Source organism: Paenibacillus sp. J5C2022, from assembly GCF_025567625.1.
GTDB lineage: Bacteria > Bacillota > Bacilli > Paenibacillales > Paenibacillaceae > Pristimantibacillus.
Genome location: NZ_JAOQJC010000034.1, coordinates 1 through 17,933, shown reverse-complemented (window position 1 = coordinate 17,933; position 17,933 = coordinate 1). Strand labels below are relative to the sequence as shown.

Genomic DNA, 17,933 nt, shown 5'->3' with positions numbered 1-17,933 from the left:
TTCAAGCCGGAACTCCTTATCGCCAGTTGGCGTATTCGCTAGGTTTCATTCCCATCTCCCGCTTGAACAATTTAATGAAATAGCTTTTATTCGCGTAGCCCAAATAATCGGATATTTCCTCCACGCTTTTGTTCGTATGCTGCAGCAATTCCTTCGCCTTCTGAAGCTTGATCATATTGACATATTCAATGAAGTTCTGATTCGTCTCCCGCTTGAACAGTCGGCTGAAGTAGCTGGCATTCAAGTTCAGCAGCTTCGCCATATCCTCCAGCGAGATTTTCTCCGTCACATTGGAATTGACGTATTGCTGCGCCCGGATCACTTCCTGGCGTTTGGAGCCGACCGTGTAGACGCCCAGCTTCTTCGACAGGTCGTCCAAATAATGAGCGAGCCATTCCTCCAAATGATCCATCGTTCCGATCTCGTGCACGGAATCGTACAGCTTCTCCCCGTCCATCAGCCCCTCGCATTGCAGCGTCGTCTTCACCTTCATCTGCAGCTCGAACAGCAGCTGAAGGATGAATTCCTTCACCGCGCTGGGATGGTATTGCCGCATTCTCACTTCGCTCAACCATGACCCGATGGCGCTCCGCATCAACTCCGGCTGATGGAGAGCGGCGCTCGTATTAATGCTGGAGAATAAATCCGCATAATGCGTATAAATATCTTCTCTGGAGAAATCAATAGCCATATAACGATGTAGCGCGCCTTCCTTCCAATAGAACAGACATGCTTCCTCGCTTAATACAGGCATCAGAGCGCTCTGAATATCCTTCGGGGATCTCGCTTCCTTCCCTATAATGCCGGTAATCGTGAACTTCAGCAGCCGCTTGACGGTCTCCATCGCCTCCAGCATCTCATAATGCGCCGTCTGTCTTTCACGGCCGGGATCTTCGCAGCGGTAGAGCAATACCAGTTGCTTGCTGCCATAGCGGAATGCGACCCATCTGGAAGAGTCCAGCATATCCTGAATCACATTCTCAACGGCGAATGCAAGGGTATACTCATTCATTCTGCGCGTTCTCGCAATATGCGGCATGCGGTCGATTACGATGACAACCGGTATGTAGCAGCCGGCATTCAGCCCAATGCCCAGCGAACGCGCCTTCGCCAGCCAATCGTTCTTCGCCCATGACGATTGGAACAGCGTATCCTTCAGGAATTTCTCCTTGATCGCTGTCTGATTCATCGATTCCATCTGCCGGTACGACACCATATCCGCTTCCTGTTGAAGCTCTTGACCCAGCTCGTCGGCGATTCTGGACAAGATGTCCTGCAGTTGGCCGGCATCCATGCTTTCCTTCAATATATAATCGTCGGCATTCAGCTTCAGCGCCCGCTGCGCGAAGGCGAATTCGTTATGACAGGACAGCACTACCGATCTGACCTTGGGGTTGACGGCGTTGAACTTCTCCAGCATCTCCAGCCCGTTCATCTTCGGCATGCCGATATCGGTAATGATAATATCGGGCGGAGCAGCGCCCGCCGCTTCCCAGGCTTCCTGCCCGTTAGCGTAGCTGCCGATCAGCTGCAGACCGATCGTCTCCCAGTCAATGGCTTGGGAGAGATACCGGATAACCGGATAATCATCGTCCACCAGAATCGCTGTCAGCATGGTGATCACCTCTTTCGTCGTCGATAGGAAATGATAGATGAATGGCCGTTCCCACACCGGGCTCACTCTGAATATCGGATAGGAACTTCTCGCCGTAGATCAGCCTTAGCCGCTGGAAGACGTTCTTCACGCCAATGCCCGAGAAGCCGTTCGACGGCCCTTCTTCCGGCTGCGTCTCCCGCTCGCATCTGTCGCGCAGCTCCTCCAGCTTCTCCGGCGCCATCCCCGTTCCGTTATCCCTGACGCAAATATGCAGCATGGAACGGTCCGGACTGCAAGCCGCTTCAATATAAATATCGCCGTCGAATTGCTCGAAGCCGTGAATAACAGAATTCTCGATTAGCGGCTGAATAATGAAGCGCGGCACGGGCACTTCTCCGCAGCCTTCCTCCAGCCTGGCATGCAGCTTCACCTGATTGGCATGCCGGAAGTTCATCAGCTTCAAGTAGTGGGACAGCGTATTCACTTCCTCCTGAAGCGGAATGAATTCGTTGTCGCGGTTGAACGTCATCCGCAGCAAGGAAGACAGCGAACCGATCAGCTCCGCGTTGGCCTTGTCCCCTTCCACGAGAATATTCATCCGAATGGAATTGAGCAGATTGAACATGAAATGCGGATTGATCTGCGCCTGCAGCATTTCCAGCTCCGCCTTCCTCTTCTTGGCCTGCTCCTGCGTCGTCTGTTCGATCATATCCTGAATGCGGTCCAGCATGTAGTCGATCGTCCGGGCCAGCTGTCCCACTTCATTCGGCTCCCTGATTCCGTTGCGCGCGTCAAGGCGACCTTGGCCAATATCGGTTACGAACTTGCTCAGTCTGGCGATCGGCCTTGTAATGGAAGTGATCCGGATCGTAAGCAAGATGAAGAATAAGGTGAAGAATAAGGCCTGTACCAGAAAGCTGGTGAACAGAATCTCCTTGTTCTCTTTAATCTCCGCAGAGAGCGGAATGAGACTGACGACATGCCAATCGTTGCTGGACAGCGCCTGTGCCGTCACGATGTACTCCTTCCCGTCCATCTCCAGCGTGCGGGAGTCTCTCTTCCCTGTCCACCACTCCATCTCTTCCCCGATACGGGACGGGTCCTGATGCGAGACGATCGTGCCATCCCCATCCAGCAGCATCAGCTGACGGCCGCTCTCTTGGGCTAGCCGGGAGCGGATCACTCTCTCGTTCATCTGCACAATAATGGACCCCGCCCGCGTATTCGCCGAGCTGATGACGGGACGGCCAAGCGTAATCGTATATTCCTCTTGCCCGTCCACCGTGCTTCTCCCGCCCATCCACAGCGCAGAATAGGTCGGCATTCTCATGATCTGCTTCAGCCCGTCCCATTCGTAGAATTGATTGGGATTATAGTCGCTATGGGAGTAATTCGTATAGAAGGGAGTGTCCGTTCCCAATATCGTCACGCGCATATCCGTCTCCTGCAGGAACAGATCGTCCAATATGCGGATTAACCGGCTGTAGGCGAGAGAGTAATTGCGGCGCTCCTCCCCGCTCGCCAGCTCAGTCTTGTTCGCAGTCAGCAGATGCCGAATTTCATTGTTCATCAGAACGAAATTGGTCATCTCCAGACTTTGCTCGAAGAAGCCGTTAATCTCGGTGCTCGTTACTCGGAGCGCATTCTCCGAATTGGCGACGGCTTTATCCAGAATCATATCCTTCGTCACGTAATTCGTTACGAGATAAATGATCGCCAGCGGAATAAGGATGCAGTACAATGCCGACCAGACCAGCTTCATGCGCAGCGATTGATGCCGTTTGAACATGGAATTCGCCCTCTTAGCGTAATTAGAATCGGGACAGGAAAACGCTTTTCCTGTCCCACTGTATGGTCTTATTTTATCGCTATCGTTCGTTCAGGCAAGCGATTTGGAAGTTATTTGCTCTGGTTGTTTTTTACAATCTCGGCAATCTTCTTGTCGATGTTGGCAACAGTCGTGTCCACGTCCTGATTGCCCAGCAGATACAGCTCCGCTTCCGGAACGACCGTATTCTTCACTTCATCCGCATAAGTGAACGGTACCGGCGCTTGACCGGGCACGGAGTTCTCCATCGTATATTTCAACGACGCCGTATCGATCTTCGACGGGTCCTTCGCAGCGCCTACGATCGTATCGACCAGCTTGTCCGTATCCGCCTTCGCCCAGCCGGAGAATACGCGGCCCCCGATGCCGATGCCTTCCGACGTATACCATCTAACGAACGTATAAGCAGCTTCCTTGTTCTTCGACTTCGACGCTACGCCCATGTAAGTCGGTTGAACAGGGGAGTAGTTGCTGCTTTCGCCTTCAAGGCGAGGCAGCGGCGCGAATGCGGAGACGAAGGTTGCCGGGATCGCGTCCGTACCGCCGGATTCCGCCACCATCCAGTCGCCGATCGGCAGCATAGCCGCCAGGCCGTTGAAGTATTGATTGCGGTAAGCCAGTTTCTGGGAAATAATATCTTCATAAATATTGACGCTCTTGTCTTCGTACATCATCTTCTTCATCATTTCCAGGTTCGCCTTGAACAGCGGATCAAGCGCGTTGGACGTGCCGTCTCCCTTCAGGAACGTATTGTCGGAAGGCTTGCTCATCAGCTGCAGCTGGAAGTAATCCGGCCAGCTGTGCAGATAAGCGCCGTAGCGCTTGGAAGCTCCGTCGCCGGCAGTCAGCTTCGTCGCATATTCCATGAACTCGTCCCATGTCCAGTCCGTCGGCACCGGCAACCCCGCCTCGTCCAGCAGATCCTTATTCAGCAGGATGAACCAGCGCTGCATCGATGAAGGAAGAGCATAGATTTTATCGTTTACTTTCGTATCGACCAGATACTCCTCTTCGTACTTGAAGCCTTCCTTCTCGATATAGCTGTCGAGCGGCTCCAGCATGCCGATATCCGCGCGCTGCGAATAGTTCGTATAAGGCAGCTCCACGATGTCCAACTGATCCTTGGAAGCCGCCATCAGATCCAGCTTCTGCATGGAAGCGACGGAATCGCCTTTCTCGTTCAACAGATCCAGCTCGACCTTAATGCCGGGATGCTGCTTCTCGAATTCGGGAATAATGACGTCCCACTTCGCCTTCGCTTCCGTCTGCCACGTGCTGAGCTTCAGCGTTACTTCTTCCGCAGCCGGCTCCTTGCCCCCGTTCCCCGCATCGGGTTGTCCTGCATTCGTGTTGCCGTTATTCGCATTGCCGCCGTTCGCACCGCCGGAGCACGCCGACGCCAGTACCGTAAAGCCCAACATAGCTGCTGCCAATCTCTTTTTCATATAAACCCTCCTAATCATGTATACCGCATTGTTGTAACGCTTACATGTACATCCTATCATGATCGCTTGCGTTGCAAAGTTCCCATATTTGACCGATAGGAAACTTTTTTGACTTCTTATCCCTTCACGCCGCCTAGCGATATCCCCTCGATCACCTGCTTCTGCCCGATAGCGAAGATAATAAGCAGCGGCAAAATTGCAGAAACCGCACCCGCCATCATAAGCGAATAAATGTCGCCGTATTGATCGCCGAAAAGCCTGATGCCTAACTGAATCGTGAATAGTTCCTTCGTCTTCAGGAAGATAAGCGGATACTGATAGTCGTTCCATGTCCAGATAAACCGCAAAATTGCATAAGTTGCAAGTCCGGGGCGAATCAGCGGAAGCGCGATCTGGAAGAACGTTCTCACATACCCCGCCCCATCGATCCGGGCGGATTCCATGAACTCGTTATTGACACCCATAAAAAATTGTCTCAGCATAAATGCGCCAATAATACTGAAGCTGTTAATTAAGATAAGACCCCAATGAGAGTCAATCAGGTTCAATTCCTTAAACAATAGAAACTGCGGAACGAGCGATGCCTGCGGCGGTACCATGTACAAGGCCAGGACGAGCAGGAACATCGTGTCTCTGCCGCGAAAGCGCAGCTTGGAGAAGCCGAAGGCGGCAAGCGCGCAGACGAATACATTGATGGCAGTCGTAGCTATTGTAATATAGATCGAGTTGCCGTAATAGCGGACGAAGTCGCCCGTCCATACGTTCTTGTAGTTTTCGATGGCGTTCCATGTTGGCGGAATCCATTCGATCGGAAAGTTGAACACGTCCACTTCGGCCTTGAACGAGGCCGAGAGCATCCACAGGAACGGAAGCAGCGAGACGAGTCCGAACGCTCCCATGACAACTGTCCATACGAGCTTTGAAGCGCTGAATGGCTGGTTCATTGCATATTCTCCCCTTTGCTCTCTCTAGTAGTTCACCCATTTTTTCTGCGCCAGCATCTGCAGTCCCGTAATGAGGAGACAGATCAGGAACAGGATTAACGCCATGCTGGAAGCGTAACCTGATTTCAGCTGAATGAAGGCCGTGTCGTACAGCTCGTAGACGATAACGGTCGTGGAATTGGCCGGACCGCCTTGCGTCAGCACCTGGATCAGGTCGAAAATTTTGAACGTGCCGATAATGCCCGTGACGAGCAGAAAGAAGGTCGTCGGCGAAATGCACGGCACCGTAATTTGGCGGAACTTCGTCCATACGTTGGCCCCGTCAATGTCGGCCGCCTCGTACAGATCCTTGGGGATGCCCTGCAAGCCCGCTATGAAAATAATGATGTTGTAGCCCAGCATAATCCACACTTGAATCATCATGAGCGACGGCATCGCAAAGTCGATATCGGCCAGCCACTTCGGCGGATTGTCAATTCCGATCGACATCAGGAAATTGTTGACCGGGCCGTACGAAGGGTGGAACAGCACCTGCCATACCATCGCGACGGCCACGATGCTCGAAATATACGGCAGGAAATAGATAACCTTGAACATATCCTTCAAATAAACATGCTTATCGATCAATATCGCAAGCAAGAGCGCGATGGCGATCGTGACGGGAACGGTAATGATGAAAATAATGTTATTCATTAAGCTCTTCATGAACACATCGTCGCGGAAGAGCCGGTCGAAATTGTCCAAGCCGGTAAATCGGATGGCGTCGATGCCCGCTACGAAATTCCAGTCCGTAAAGCTGAGCAGCAGCGATCCGATGACGGGAATGAGCGTTAATATGACGAGTCCGATCATCAACGGCGCGACGAACAGATACCCCGCTATTTGCTCCCGCCTATTCATGTTCAATGTGATCAAGCTTTTTCTCCTATCCATGCTTTTCCTCCTCGAAGCTATCTTCTTGAAGACTATTGTAGGAAAAATACCATTCGTCCATAAGGATTAGAAACGTTCAATTTGAAACGAATTTTACTTGTTTGCTCATGGGCAGGCTAGTCCCGAGAGGTAAGAAAGACGCCTGGCGGCGTCCTTTCGTTCTTAATCCACTCTCCGGCCTTGGTCACAATTCCAGACGGCCTCCTACTCTCTTTCCACATACACACCTCTTTTCGGCGCTCCAATGTAGGTTTCATACACTATTTCGGCTCGCAAGCCTCTTTTCAGCTCCCCAGTGTAGGTTTCATACACTAATCCTGCTCACACGCACCATTTCGGAGTTCCAGTGTAGGTTTCATACACTATTTCGGCTCGCAAGCTCCTTTTCGCCGCTCTAGTGTACTGATATGAACGTGACTGTCAACTAACTGCTGATTTTAGTGGTATTTTCTTTATTTTCCACATGGTTAAATAAACGTGCGCGTAGCGCATGTTTATGAAGGTTTGAGGCCTCTACAGAATCTCATAAATCTCCTGACTTCATCGACTCGGGCAAGAAGGCAAAATGCAAGCTCGTTGCGCTAACATACTGATTTCCGTGGATTCTCACAAGTTTTGATTTCTTTAGTGCGATGGCGTGTTCCCTGGTAACTATTTCCGCACGTTCAGCCCATTGTGCAGCCTAATGCAAGTGTATGTCACGGATCATCGGCCATCTTTTCACTTTGCCTTCTTGCCCCAGCGATTAAGCGTCCTGAAAGGCGTTTGTCTGTTTTAAGCGTTTGAGATCGTTTGCGACACCTTTTTATGCTGTGCAAGACGCTACTGAAACACTTTGAGCTGCTGCCCATAGAAATCCGAGCAATTCTCTGGCTACAGCTGCTACCGCTTTTTTCGGGTGTTTCCTCCGATGTAACACCAAATACATATATTTTTTGTGAAACCTCGTCTGTGCTTCCCAGGATATCCGCTGGATTTCAGGTGGCAAGTCTGCGAGTCGTTTCTTTAATTCCCCTTTTACACCGGGTTTATGTCGGTAACTCCACGCGGCTTCGATTAAAATACGTCGCAAATGAGCGTTCCCTGCTTTAGTCAGTTGGCCTCTCCGTGTCGTTTGGCCCGTCGAATTTTCGCTGGGCACTAGCCCTGCATAGCTCATTGCTTTATCCGGGCTACTAAAACGACTGAACGTGAACACTTCCTGCGAAATGGTAAAGGCCGCGATGGCATTTATCCCCCGAAATCCTTGCAGTATACAAGCGAGTGACTCCTGCGGACTGTTCTGGATAAGGCTCAATATATGCCCCTCGTACCTCTGTATTCGTCCATCGCATTCCTTGATGGTCTGCAAATACTCCTGAAATACCAGTTGGTCCGTTGCATTCTCAAAGCTGAGCGACTCCAGCCATCTGTAGTAGTTTTTCGTCCAACGCGTTTTCATTTCTGATGGTTCTTGTATTTGCCATCGCAAGAACCGTTTGATCAGCCGCTGACGTGCCCGATGTAAATCTTCCTTTGCATCTTCGCGTGCAGGTGATAAATCTCGCACTTGCTCCAGTGTAGGATTCCTACTCTATTTCTTCCCGCACACCCTTTTTCGCCGCTCAAGCTCCAATTTTCCACGAAATTTTATAAATTCTATAATTAGCAAAAAGCCCGTTGAGCGACGCTCAACGGGCTTTACACTGACTTTTGGACAGCCTTCTTTGTGATGCTGCGGTTCTGCTATACTTTTTTCACTGTTACGCTTCTCACTGCACTGGAAGTAACTCCCGCGTTATTGACAAGCTCCGCGCGATACTCGTACGTACCGGCTGGCTTGCCGTTGATCTGTGTCTGTGCCGTCTGTGCGCCCGGCGTTGCCGCAACAAGAGGCTGCTCGTCGATCAGCACCCCGTTCTCGTACAGACGATACGCAGTTCCATTCGTTCCCCACCACATATTCATTGTAATCGTGTAATTGCTGTCTCCATCCCAGTTGTCATCAGAGAGTACCGGGACACCTGGAACTGCATCCGTCACTGTGACAGTCAATATATTGCTGGTCGTCACTCCAAAACCGTTAATCAATTCTGCGCGATACACATAGACACCGTTCGCTCGGCCGCTAATAGCGGTTGCCGTTGTTTGCGCTCCTGGCGACTGATCGCTCAGTAACTTTGTTTCTATTAATACATCGTTCTCATAAAAACGATAAACGGAACCATTGCTTCCCCACCACATATTCATTGTGATTGTATAATCGCCATCGCGAAGCCCCGTATCATGACCATTATTATCGGACAATGTCGGTTTGCCCGGAGCAGCAGTGCTTGCCGCAGTGCCGACTACTTCAACCGAGACCGATACTGCTGCATACGTGCCATAGGTTGCACTAATGATTGCTGTACCTGCTGACTTATATAAAACAATGCCATCAGACAGCACTTCAGCAACTATGTTATCTGAACTTGAATACACAACCTCTGTACTTACATTTTCATGTGTACCGTCACTGTAAATAGCATGAACTGTTACCTGTGCTGAGCCGCCTGCCGATGCAGACAAGTCCAAGCCGCTCAATTCCAGATGAAGCAACTCCGGTTCTTCAACAATTAGCTCATAAGAATCCGTCATTCCCTCATAGGTTGCGGCAATCGTCGTTGTACCCGGCGCCTTCGCCGTAACGATGCCGCTGGCGCTTACCTCTGCTACTTCCGGATTGCTGCTCGTATATGCAACACCGCTTGTCACATCCTCGGTACTGTCATCGCTGTATGCAGCCATCACTTGCAATTGCACAGTATCATTGACTTCCATCGAAGCAAGAGCGCCAGCGATCTGAATGCTTTGCAGCGTTGGCTCCTCTTCATCTTGGGGGACGATTTCCAATCTCATATCATCGAACCATATCGGGGGACCATCATTTGCTTGTATGCGGAAATACAGTTGCAAAATCTCGGTTTGGCTTCGTGGTGTAATTTCCCTTTCGTAGTACACCCAGTCATCGACAGGTTGAATACCGCCTAAATACGTATAGAGGATGCTTTGCCCGCTTGTATTCGTCTCCCGTATCCCGAATTGTCCTTGCCCTGACGGACTGTACATCCAGCCGCTAACACGATACGTGGCGCCGGGCACAACTTCAACATTGTTCGATCGGCTCTGCTTTATTCCATTTGAATCCGGTATAAATTTAAACGAATAGTGTCCACTATGCGCTTTTTCATCTACGCGTCTGGCGCCAGTATTCCCCACTGACCAACTAACCGGAATCGTTGGATCCTCTGAAGTGCCGTTCTCAAAACCTGGGTTTCCAATCAGGTTTCGAGTGTACTCTACTTGAAAATCAAGAGTTTCTATCGGCACTCCGCCTATCCTGGTTGTCAACTTGGCATCATACTGTTCTTCCTGCAGTTGCGGAGTAATCGTCAGATTGCCTTCAACGGTTATTTTTTCACCGGCAGGTATCTGAATCGGGTTGTTAAATGCCAATTGCATCCCCTCTGGCACTATACCCTCCAATGAGAGTTCAAGCGGCTGCGTTTCTTTGTTGTGCAAGGTAACTGCGAACGGATGTGTTCCTCTGACACTCACACGTACATCCTTTGAATCCAATTGCACAGCTAGAGATTGATTCAATATTTTATTACCTTCATGATAGATGGCTTGGACAAGCTCACTCTGAGGCCCCTCTTCTAGCCGCTGTTTCAATAAAGTTAAGAATTGGCCCAGTTGTTGTATATAGGGCTCCAGTTCGTTTTGATCATCATGAGTTTCAGCCAGACCAAGATGCAGTAACAGGGCGGACGCCAATGTCGCTTCATCTTCATCTTCAGCTAAAAGATTAACGAGCGGTATCAAATCTCCCACAGAAGATGTGGATTGATAAACAACTAAATCATCTAAATGTACAATAACATCTTCCGCACGGCTGACCTGTGTATTAATCAAAATACTGGTGAGATCACCGCCGTTAAATTGCTCAGGTAATTCTTCCAGGAAGTTCACAGTCGCCCACGTTCCGGCTGTGTCTGCGAAAGTAACTCTATCCGATCTGTATACAAGTTTTTTTCCAGCAGTGTTATAGGCCTCAATTACAATTTGAAGTGTTCCGCCGCTCTGCGAACCCTCGGGTGTATAATAACGAACGGAAGACCCCAACAATCCCGGCTTGACCGGAATCGTCTGATACACACCGCCAGCTAGCGTATTCTCGAAACGCATACTGCTATTTCCTTGCTCATCAGTCGCTTTGGTAATTTGAGCAGATTGATGCGGATTCCAAATATGCCAAGAATCAGGCGCTGCATCTCCAACCTCAAAAGAGGGATTCGCGGACAAAGATGTCGCTGAATCAACTGACAGTAACAACTTAGAAAACTCGCTTAGTTTAGGCGTTTCGTAGCTTTGCAACAATGATTGCAATCTAGTCGTTATCGCCCCGCCCTCAGGTTCATACTGCTCTATATATTCCACTAGATTCCAAAACTCATACGCATTCCATCCCGACCAGCTCTCTCCGACTGGTGTAGCAGGATACCTCAATGCAGGAATTTCTTCATATTCTGCGAGCAATTCATTGCGACGTTGAACGACGTTCAAACGAGTCTCCAATGACTGTTCCAACTCATCCAATATGTCCAGAGCATCCTGCTCCGTTGTCGGCATGTCTATTTTGCCTGGATAACTCAAGACTGAAATTTCATAGTATTCAAACTGATGAAGCAACTGCTCCGCCCGTAATTTTTGCTGTTCCGTTTCTGCTTTGGCGAGCACGGAGTCAAGTAATTCTCTGCTTCTCCGAATCTCATCTTTCGCTAGACCGAGGTAACCGTTTTCATTGAAGGATAGATAGATATAATCTTTGGATATTTGGAACCACGCAGTGTTGATCGCTTTTTCACGCCAAAATGTTTCCCACAGATCAAAATATTCCTTCAAGTCAGCAGCAGCTTCTTGACCAACAGCTCGTTCATACCAATTTTGCAAAAGTTCATCTACATCTTGATCCAAATTCCATTGTAATTTCGTTATAATCCACGGCTGCGGTCCATCCCCTAATACAGGATGCATATCCCAATGATGTACCAGTACATTCTTTTCTTCTGCATATTCATATAAATCAGCCAGTAAATGTGGATATACACGAGGCAATGGGTAATGGTAACTTAACATATAATCATACCATCCCAGTTGTGAAGCCACCTCACCCCACTGATCCATCAGGTTTTGTTCATTTTGCCTGACCTCTTCATCCATCCATGCAAGGCGGTCTTTCGTAATTACCGGAATCACTCGTTCATTCAATTCAAATTGAGGAGGCTCCGCAACTTGATCATAAGCATAGACGCCGAACCATTTGTCCGGATGTTCTACAAGTACTTGCTCAACCACATCATTAACCCATTGATAGTAAATTTCAGACATATGTGTTCTGCCATAAGAATTTATTCTGTCAGGTCTGTCCGGATGACCCGGCACATCTTCACAATAACCTTGTCTGTCGTTGACCGCCAATGAAAAAGATATTGCGTCAGGATTTCGATCAAAATAGGCATTAATTCTCTCGACAGCTACGTCTACCGTTCCCGGCACAGTAAAACAAGGTTGCCAGCCATGTATTACTCCCGGTGCTGGAGGAGTATTGTTAGGATAAAATTCCGGATTACTTTCCCCATATACTTCCACCGGGAACAGGTTATACAGATTATGTCCCAATTCGACCCGTTGTTCCGATACTGTTCTATTCCGTTCCAGCCACTTCTTGCGAATATCTCCATACTTACTTGTACTCCCCATATTCACAGTACGACGCAAAGTCAAAAAAGTAGGTTCGTCGCGAACATCTTGCTCGGGAAGCAATAACTCGCTTATTTGCGGCACATCTTCCCAGTCTTCGCTGGGCATTAACCAGGTTACTCCCACATAACGCTCGAGAAAATCAAATACGCCGTTACGGGCTCCGGTTGATGTCAAACCAGTAATCGTAAGCGAATGGCCATCCGGATGAATGAAAAAACCGTCTTGGTGCAAACCGACTAATCCATCTGCAATATGCTGATCTTCCGGGTAGGAATTCGCACCAATTTGAATGCGAATGACAGATTCATCATAAGCCGACTCATCAAATTCACTCCGATTCCGCACAGGCAATGTTACCCCAGTTGCCTTAAACAAATATTCGACCATTGTTTCGGCAGCATCTTGTGTAATAGCATCTGCATTGTCGGCAATAAGAATAACAGCATAACCTGCACCGTCACGAATGATCACCGGCTCTGTCGTCTCTTCCGCATACACATGCGAGCGATTCATTATTGTAAGCGATAACAAAATGATGATCAAAAATAAAAACGTAAAGAATATGAAAGTCGGCTTCTCAGCTACTCTTCTCAAGTTCATCATTTTTTCCTCCCCGTAGTATCGTTTACTCTCATAACACCGATAAACTCCTCTTAAGTCACACCACTTCTATTCTCCCTTCTTTTCATTCGGAAATCGATTTCTCAATTTAACAAATTAAACGGAAATTTTAAACACTGACTCTCCCGACACCACAGTCTCTTTAACCAAAACTTCCCCACTCTGGGCATCATAGTCGAACAAAGTTAAATCTGCCGGACTGCCGACTTGTAACCGTCCTGACCGCTCATCCCTCATCACCTTCGCAGGTCGTAACGTCACAGCTTCGACTGCCTCCGCCAAATCCATATCTGTATAGCGAATCGCATTGGCGATGCCCGTGTCGAGGGAGGCGGCTGAGCCTGCCAGTATGTCCGGATTTGCTGCTGTATGCAGCCAGCCGTCTTCATGCAGGACGACACTGCCGCCAATCAGGCTGCTGTACTCGCCAGGAGGCATACCTCCGAACTGTGTTGTATCGCTTACGAGGATGCTTCTCTCCCGTTTGACTCTTAGCATTGCCTTCAACACAGGCGGAGCCAGGTGATGGCCATCTGGAATAAATGCCGCCCATAGCCGATCGTCCGCCAATTGATGCCAGATGTAATTCGGATGACGCGGCAACATCGGATGCGATCCGTTACCCAGATGGGTACATAGCGAAGCACCGGCACGAACCGCATCATCCAGTTGCTCCGCCGTTGCCGCCGTATGTCCGATAGCTGCTACTACACCTGAATCCGCCAAGCGTTCGATGAACGCTATAGCGCCATCTCGTTCGGGCGCAAGCGTCACCATGCTGATTCTCCCTTCCGCAGCATCTTGCAGACGCATGAATTCCTCCCAGTCCGGGTCCCGGGTATGGACTCGCGGATGCGCGCCTCTGCTCCCATCCTCACTGGATAGATAAGGGCCTTCCAAATGTATGCCTCTTATCGAAGCAGCAGCATATTGATCAGTCCGACAATAGTCAGCAATGATCAACATTGCTTGATGCATCCGCTCATAACTTCCGGTGATCACAGTAGGCAAGTAGGTGGCCACGCCCTTGGCATGCAACGTTCGGGTCACACCTTCGATGTCTTCGACAGTCGTCTTCTCTGCATTCAGATCATATCCACCGAAGCCATTCACTTGCAAGTCCGTCCATCCTGCCGATAACCAAGGCAATGGCTCACGCAACTGCTGATTATCAGCCAGAGCTGACGAGGCAATGAACGCTAACGGGGTAATCCCCGAAATCACACCGTTCTCTACTTCAATCTGTACAGCTTCGCCAGACGTCGTCAGCTTACCTTGCCATTTCATCTCCATCACCTCCAGATCAGCACCACTCATAGATGAGCGAAGAAGATTGTTTATCCAGATACAAACTCCAATTGGCGTGTTTTTTCATAATGGTAGCCGGGATATTGGCATCAATCCCATTCTTCAACGTGTCCTGAATCGCGCGAGCTTTCGATTGACGAGGCACAACAGATATAATATTGCGGCTTTTCAGAATTTGCTGGACGGACATCGAAATAGCTTGCTTAGGCACATCTTCAATTGTTGCAAACCAGCCTTCGCCAACCTGTTGCATTTTGCAAGTATCCGATAAATTAACAATTTTAAACGGACGATCATCATTAAAGTCTGCAGGCGGATCATTGAATGCAATATGCGCGTTCTCTCCAATTCCAATCAACGCCAGATCAATGGGAGACTTACTGATTTCTTGATTCAAGTTATCTAGCACCGCTGCGGTATCTCCCTCGCCGTCCACTAGCCAATACTTTCCTACATTCACATGCTGCAAGAAACGTTCTTTAAGATATTTGCGGAAACTGGCGGGATGCTCCTCTGACAACCCGATATATTCATCAAGATGGAACATCTCTACCTTTTCCCACGCGATATCCATTTTCACAAATTGCTCCAAAAATTCAAATTGCGAAGCTCCCGTCGAAAGCACGATTCTGGCAGTGTCATTCACCGATATCGCCTCATTGATGATTCGCGCACTCTCGCAAGCCGCTTCCAGCCCTGATTGATTCGCTGACTCAAGTATATGAATTCTCATTATGATTGCCCTCCTAATAAAATTCTTCTAGTTGCACCATTCTTTTTTCGACTCTGGAACGTTCAGCGGCAAATGCCATAAGGTGACTCTGAACTGATTCCTTGGCCGATGTTTGGCCCACACTTGTACCCTGTCCCGCCTCCAAGGCGCGAACAGTTCGCGCAAAGTCCTGCACAAGACGTCCATCACCGCCTCCATGACCGACATGCCCTGAAGTTTCTTCAAGCTTAATCACTTCGGTTCGCCCCGCGCCGAAAGGACGAACTTCGATTTCATTCGTCTCCATTGTCGCACGAATTTCACCAGTCGTACCCATTAGCTTGAGCGTACGGCTAGTCTTCTCTGTAAAGGCACTCATTGTAAATGCCACTGTAACTTCATTATCAAAATCCATAGCCACTACTTGATGGTCAACTACATCATTATCGCTTCGGAACACACAACGGCCGAACGGACCCTCTTTCATCGCCTTATACCGAGCTTCGAAACTGGGGTCTGTACTTGCTGCTTCCGCTTTCCACCCACCATTGTCGGTCATATATGTATCTGGCGCATAATATACGCATGAATCGGCAATCGGGCAACCATCGATACAGTATTCAGGCGCTCCATCAGGTGCATTCTCTTTGTTGAAATAAGACAAATGTCCGTAAGATGAAACACTCACGCATGTTCCACCTGCAAACCATTGAATAATATCCATGTCATGACAAGACTTGGCCAGAATCATCGGACTGGACTTCTCCGCACTGTTGAAATAGCCACGAACGTAACTATGCGCCTGATGCCAGTAACCAACATTCTCATTGTGCTGTATGGACATTAAACGACCGATTCGCCCTTCATCCAATAATTGCTTGATGGTCTGGAAGAAAGGAGCGTAGCGCAGCACATGACAAATCGTTAGAATACGATTATGCTTTTCCGCCATCCTCTCAAGCTCAATACATTCCTTCCAGCTTGGCGACATCGGCTTCTCCAGCATCACATGATATCCGGCTTCCAACGCCTTCATAGCCGGAACATAATGATCCTGATCTCGCGTACAAATAAACACAGCATCAGATTGCTTTCCGGCGGAGAACAGCTCATCCCAGCTTTTGAAACACTTCTCCTCCGGAATGCCGAAAGCTTCTTTTGCACGAATGCGTTTGAAATCATCCGGTTCTGCAACAGACACGATCTTCATCTCCTGCAGCCGCTTGTTTGCGTATTCACCGTATCTGATTCCTCTGAGCCCCGCGCCAATCAATGCAATTGTAACTGGTTTCATCGATTTTCCACCTTCCGTATCCTGCTCATATCTGCTCTATCTTCCCGAAATCTCACATCCAATTTTGCAACCAGATCAGCATAAATCCAGAACAAGTCTGCGGCATACAACTCCATCCCGCACTCACCCGGTCATCGGCGTAATGATTGCAAATCAGGCACTTGTAACAATTTCCCTTCCACAATCGAGCGATTAGCAGTTGCCCCGATCAAGCAAGATTCTGCTCCCGCCAGACTATCTGCCTGCTGACCGAGCGGATCCTCGATACCGCCGGCGAATATCGCCTTGCGCAGCTTCTCATCTCCGCCGCCATGTCCGCCGATTTGCGAGGATACCTCAATAAGATCTGAACTGCCGTCCAGCTTATGGTATGTTATCGTGCTGGCATCAACAGCGCTCATATCAGCGCTGCGATACACATTGCCGACTTCCAGCCTTCCCTTGCTCCCATTAATAGTAGCTTTCCAGCCTTCATACGGACTGTAAGCAACCAATGAATAATTGAGGAATACCCCGTTCTCATATTGCAAATTAACACTCATCGTGTCATAAATATCTACACGCTCATCGAACACACAGCGATCTCTCCAATAGCCGTCTTCGTACTCCGCTTCTGCGTAGTATTTTTTCATGAACGGATCTTTCGTAATATCCTTGTAAAACTCGCATGTTGCTGCGTATTCACAAGTCATGCAACGCTCGCCTTTTGGTTGACCTTGATCGCCATATACATGCCGAGCGCCAAAAGCTTGTAGCTGCTTCGGCCTGCTATCCACCCACCAATTGATAATATCAAAATGATGAGTAGACTTATGCACAAGCAAACCGCCGCTATTCTTCATCTCCGAATGCCATCTTCTGAAATAATCAGCGCCATGGTCTCGGTCAAGGAACCATTCAAGCTGAATATGATAGACGTCGCCAATTGCTCCGGTCAGAATCAATTCCTTTACTTTGGCAAAATAAGGCGCGAACCGCAAGTTAAACGTCACTGTTACTTCCTTGCCGCTTTTCCGCTCAGCTTCAAGAATGGCTCGCGTCTTCTCCTCATCAATGGTCATCGGCTTCTCGGATATGACATCACATCCCGCCTCAAGCGATTCAATAATGTAGTGATGATGCGTATCGTCCGTACTGGCAACTACAACGACATCCGGCTCCACCTCGTCAAGCATTTGATGAAAATCAGCATACACCGGCACCAGACCGCATTCTTCACTAAGCAGTCTTGCTCGGGTCTGATTTCTATCAAACACACCTCTGAAATCTACATAATCCTGCAATTCCGTCGCCATAGGTTTGGCGAACATATATAGTGCTCTTCCGCCGGCACCGACAATCACATATTTTTTTTTCGTCACGGTTGTTCTCTCCTTGTCCTATCCCTTCATGCCTGTGGATGCGATTCCTTGCACGAACTGCTTCTGCGCAACAAGATATATAATGACCACTGGCAGCGTAGTAATG

The 17,933-nt window shown here is 49.0% G+C and carries 11 protein-coding genes; all 11 read right to left on the bottom strand.

Going from position 1 to position 17,933, the window contains the following annotated elements:
* Positions 1-16: 16 nt before the first annotated feature.
* The 11 genes from M6D81_RS22865 to M6D81_RS22815 all read right to left on the bottom strand — a co-directional run bounded on the left by M6D81_RS22865 (position 17) and on the right by M6D81_RS22815 (position 17,827).
* A complete protein-coding gene (locus tag M6D81_RS22865) occupies positions 17-1,615 on the bottom strand; it encodes a response regulator transcription factor (protein WP_262679425.1) in 1,599 nt (532 codons plus the stop codon).
* Positions 1,587-3,386, bottom strand: coding sequence for a cache domain-containing sensor histidine kinase (locus tag M6D81_RS22860; RefSeq protein WP_262679423.1), 1,800 nt, complete (start codon positions 3,384-3,386; stop codon positions 1,587-1,589). Before M6D81_RS22860 ends, M6D81_RS22865 begins: the two co-directional genes overlap by 29 nt.
* 110 nt (positions 3,387-3,496) lie before the next feature.
* Positions 3,497-4,870, bottom strand: coding sequence for an ABC transporter substrate-binding protein (locus M6D81_RS22855; protein ID WP_262679422.1), 1,374 nt, complete (start codon positions 4,868-4,870; stop codon positions 3,497-3,499).
* Positions 4,871-4,986: 116 nt separating this feature from the next.
* Positions 4,987-5,814 (bottom strand): carbohydrate ABC transporter permease, encoded by an 828-nt coding sequence (locus M6D81_RS22850; RefSeq protein WP_262679421.1) that lies wholly within the window; start codon positions 5,812-5,814, stop codon positions 4,987-4,989.
* A gap of 24 nt (positions 5,815-5,838) precedes the next feature.
* On the bottom strand, positions 5,839-6,747 hold the full coding sequence (locus M6D81_RS22845) for a carbohydrate ABC transporter permease (RefSeq protein WP_262679420.1): 909 nt from the start codon (positions 6,745-6,747) through the stop codon (positions 5,839-5,841).
* An 805-nt stretch (positions 6,748-7,552) separates the two neighbouring features.
* Complete coding sequence (locus M6D81_RS22840; protein WP_262679419.1) at positions 7,553-8,296, bottom strand: transposase; 744 nt, start codon at positions 8,294-8,296, stop codon at positions 7,553-7,555.
* 176 nt (positions 8,297-8,472) lie between these two features.
* A complete protein-coding gene (locus M6D81_RS22835; protein ID WP_262679418.1) occupies positions 8,473-13,134 on the bottom strand; it encodes a DUF4838 domain-containing protein in 4,662 nt (1,553 codons plus the stop codon).
* 114 nt (positions 13,135-13,248) lie between these two features.
* Complete coding sequence (locus tag M6D81_RS22830) at positions 13,249-14,439, bottom strand: N-acetylglucosamine-6-phosphate deacetylase (protein WP_262679416.1); 1,191 nt, start codon at positions 14,437-14,439, stop codon at positions 13,249-13,251.
* 16 nt (positions 14,440-14,455) lie between these two features.
* The gene (locus tag M6D81_RS22825; RefSeq protein ID WP_262679415.1) at positions 14,456-15,193 is read right to left on the bottom strand and encodes a glucosamine-6-phosphate deaminase; all 738 of its coding nucleotides are present in this window, start codon (positions 15,191-15,193) and stop codon (positions 14,456-14,458) included.
* A gap of 13 nt (positions 15,194-15,206) precedes the next feature.
* The gene (locus M6D81_RS22820) at positions 15,207-16,466 is read right to left on the bottom strand and encodes a Gfo/Idh/MocA family protein (RefSeq protein ID WP_262679414.1); all 1,260 of its coding nucleotides are present in this window, start codon (positions 16,464-16,466) and stop codon (positions 15,207-15,209) included.
* Positions 16,467-16,597: 131 nt separating this feature from the next.
* Positions 16,598-17,827 carry a Gfo/Idh/MocA family protein gene (locus tag M6D81_RS22815; RefSeq protein ID WP_262679413.1) on the bottom strand — a complete coding sequence of 410 codons (1,230 nt, stop codon included), beginning with the start codon at positions 17,825-17,827 and terminating at the stop codon, positions 16,598-16,600.
* Between the last annotated feature and the right edge of the window lie 106 nt (positions 17,828-17,933).

Coding starts and splice junctions, on each gene's coding strand:
- M6D81_RS22865 (WP_262679425.1), bottom strand. CDS start 1,615: ATGCTGACAGCGATTCTGGTGGACGATGATTATCCGGTTATCCGGTAT.
- M6D81_RS22860 (WP_262679423.1), bottom strand. CDS start 3,386: ATGTTCAAACGGCATCAATCGCTGCGCATGAAGCTGGTCTGGTCGGCA.
- M6D81_RS22855 (WP_262679422.1), bottom strand. CDS start 4,870: ATGAAAAAGAGATTGGCAGCAGCTATGTTGGGCTTTACGGTACTGGCG.
- M6D81_RS22850 (WP_262679421.1), bottom strand. CDS start 5,814: ATGAACCAGCCATTCAGCGCTTCAAAGCTCGTATGGACAGTTGTCATG.
- M6D81_RS22845 (WP_262679420.1), bottom strand. CDS start 6,747: ATGGATAGGAGAAAAAGCTTGATCACATTGAACATGAATAGGCGGGAG.
- M6D81_RS22835 (WP_262679418.1), bottom strand. CDS start 13,134: ATGATGAACTTGAGAAGAGTAGCTGAGAAGCCGACTTTCATATTCTTT.
- M6D81_RS22830 (WP_262679416.1), bottom strand. CDS start 14,439: ATGAAATGGCAAGGTAAGCTGACGACGTCTGGCGAAGCTGTACAGATT.
- M6D81_RS22825 (WP_262679415.1), bottom strand. CDS start 15,193: ATGAGAATTCATATACTTGAGTCAGCGAATCAATCAGGGCTGGAAGCG.
- M6D81_RS22820 (WP_262679414.1), bottom strand. CDS start 16,466: ATGAAACCAGTTACAATTGCATTGATTGGCGCGGGGCTCAGAGGAATC.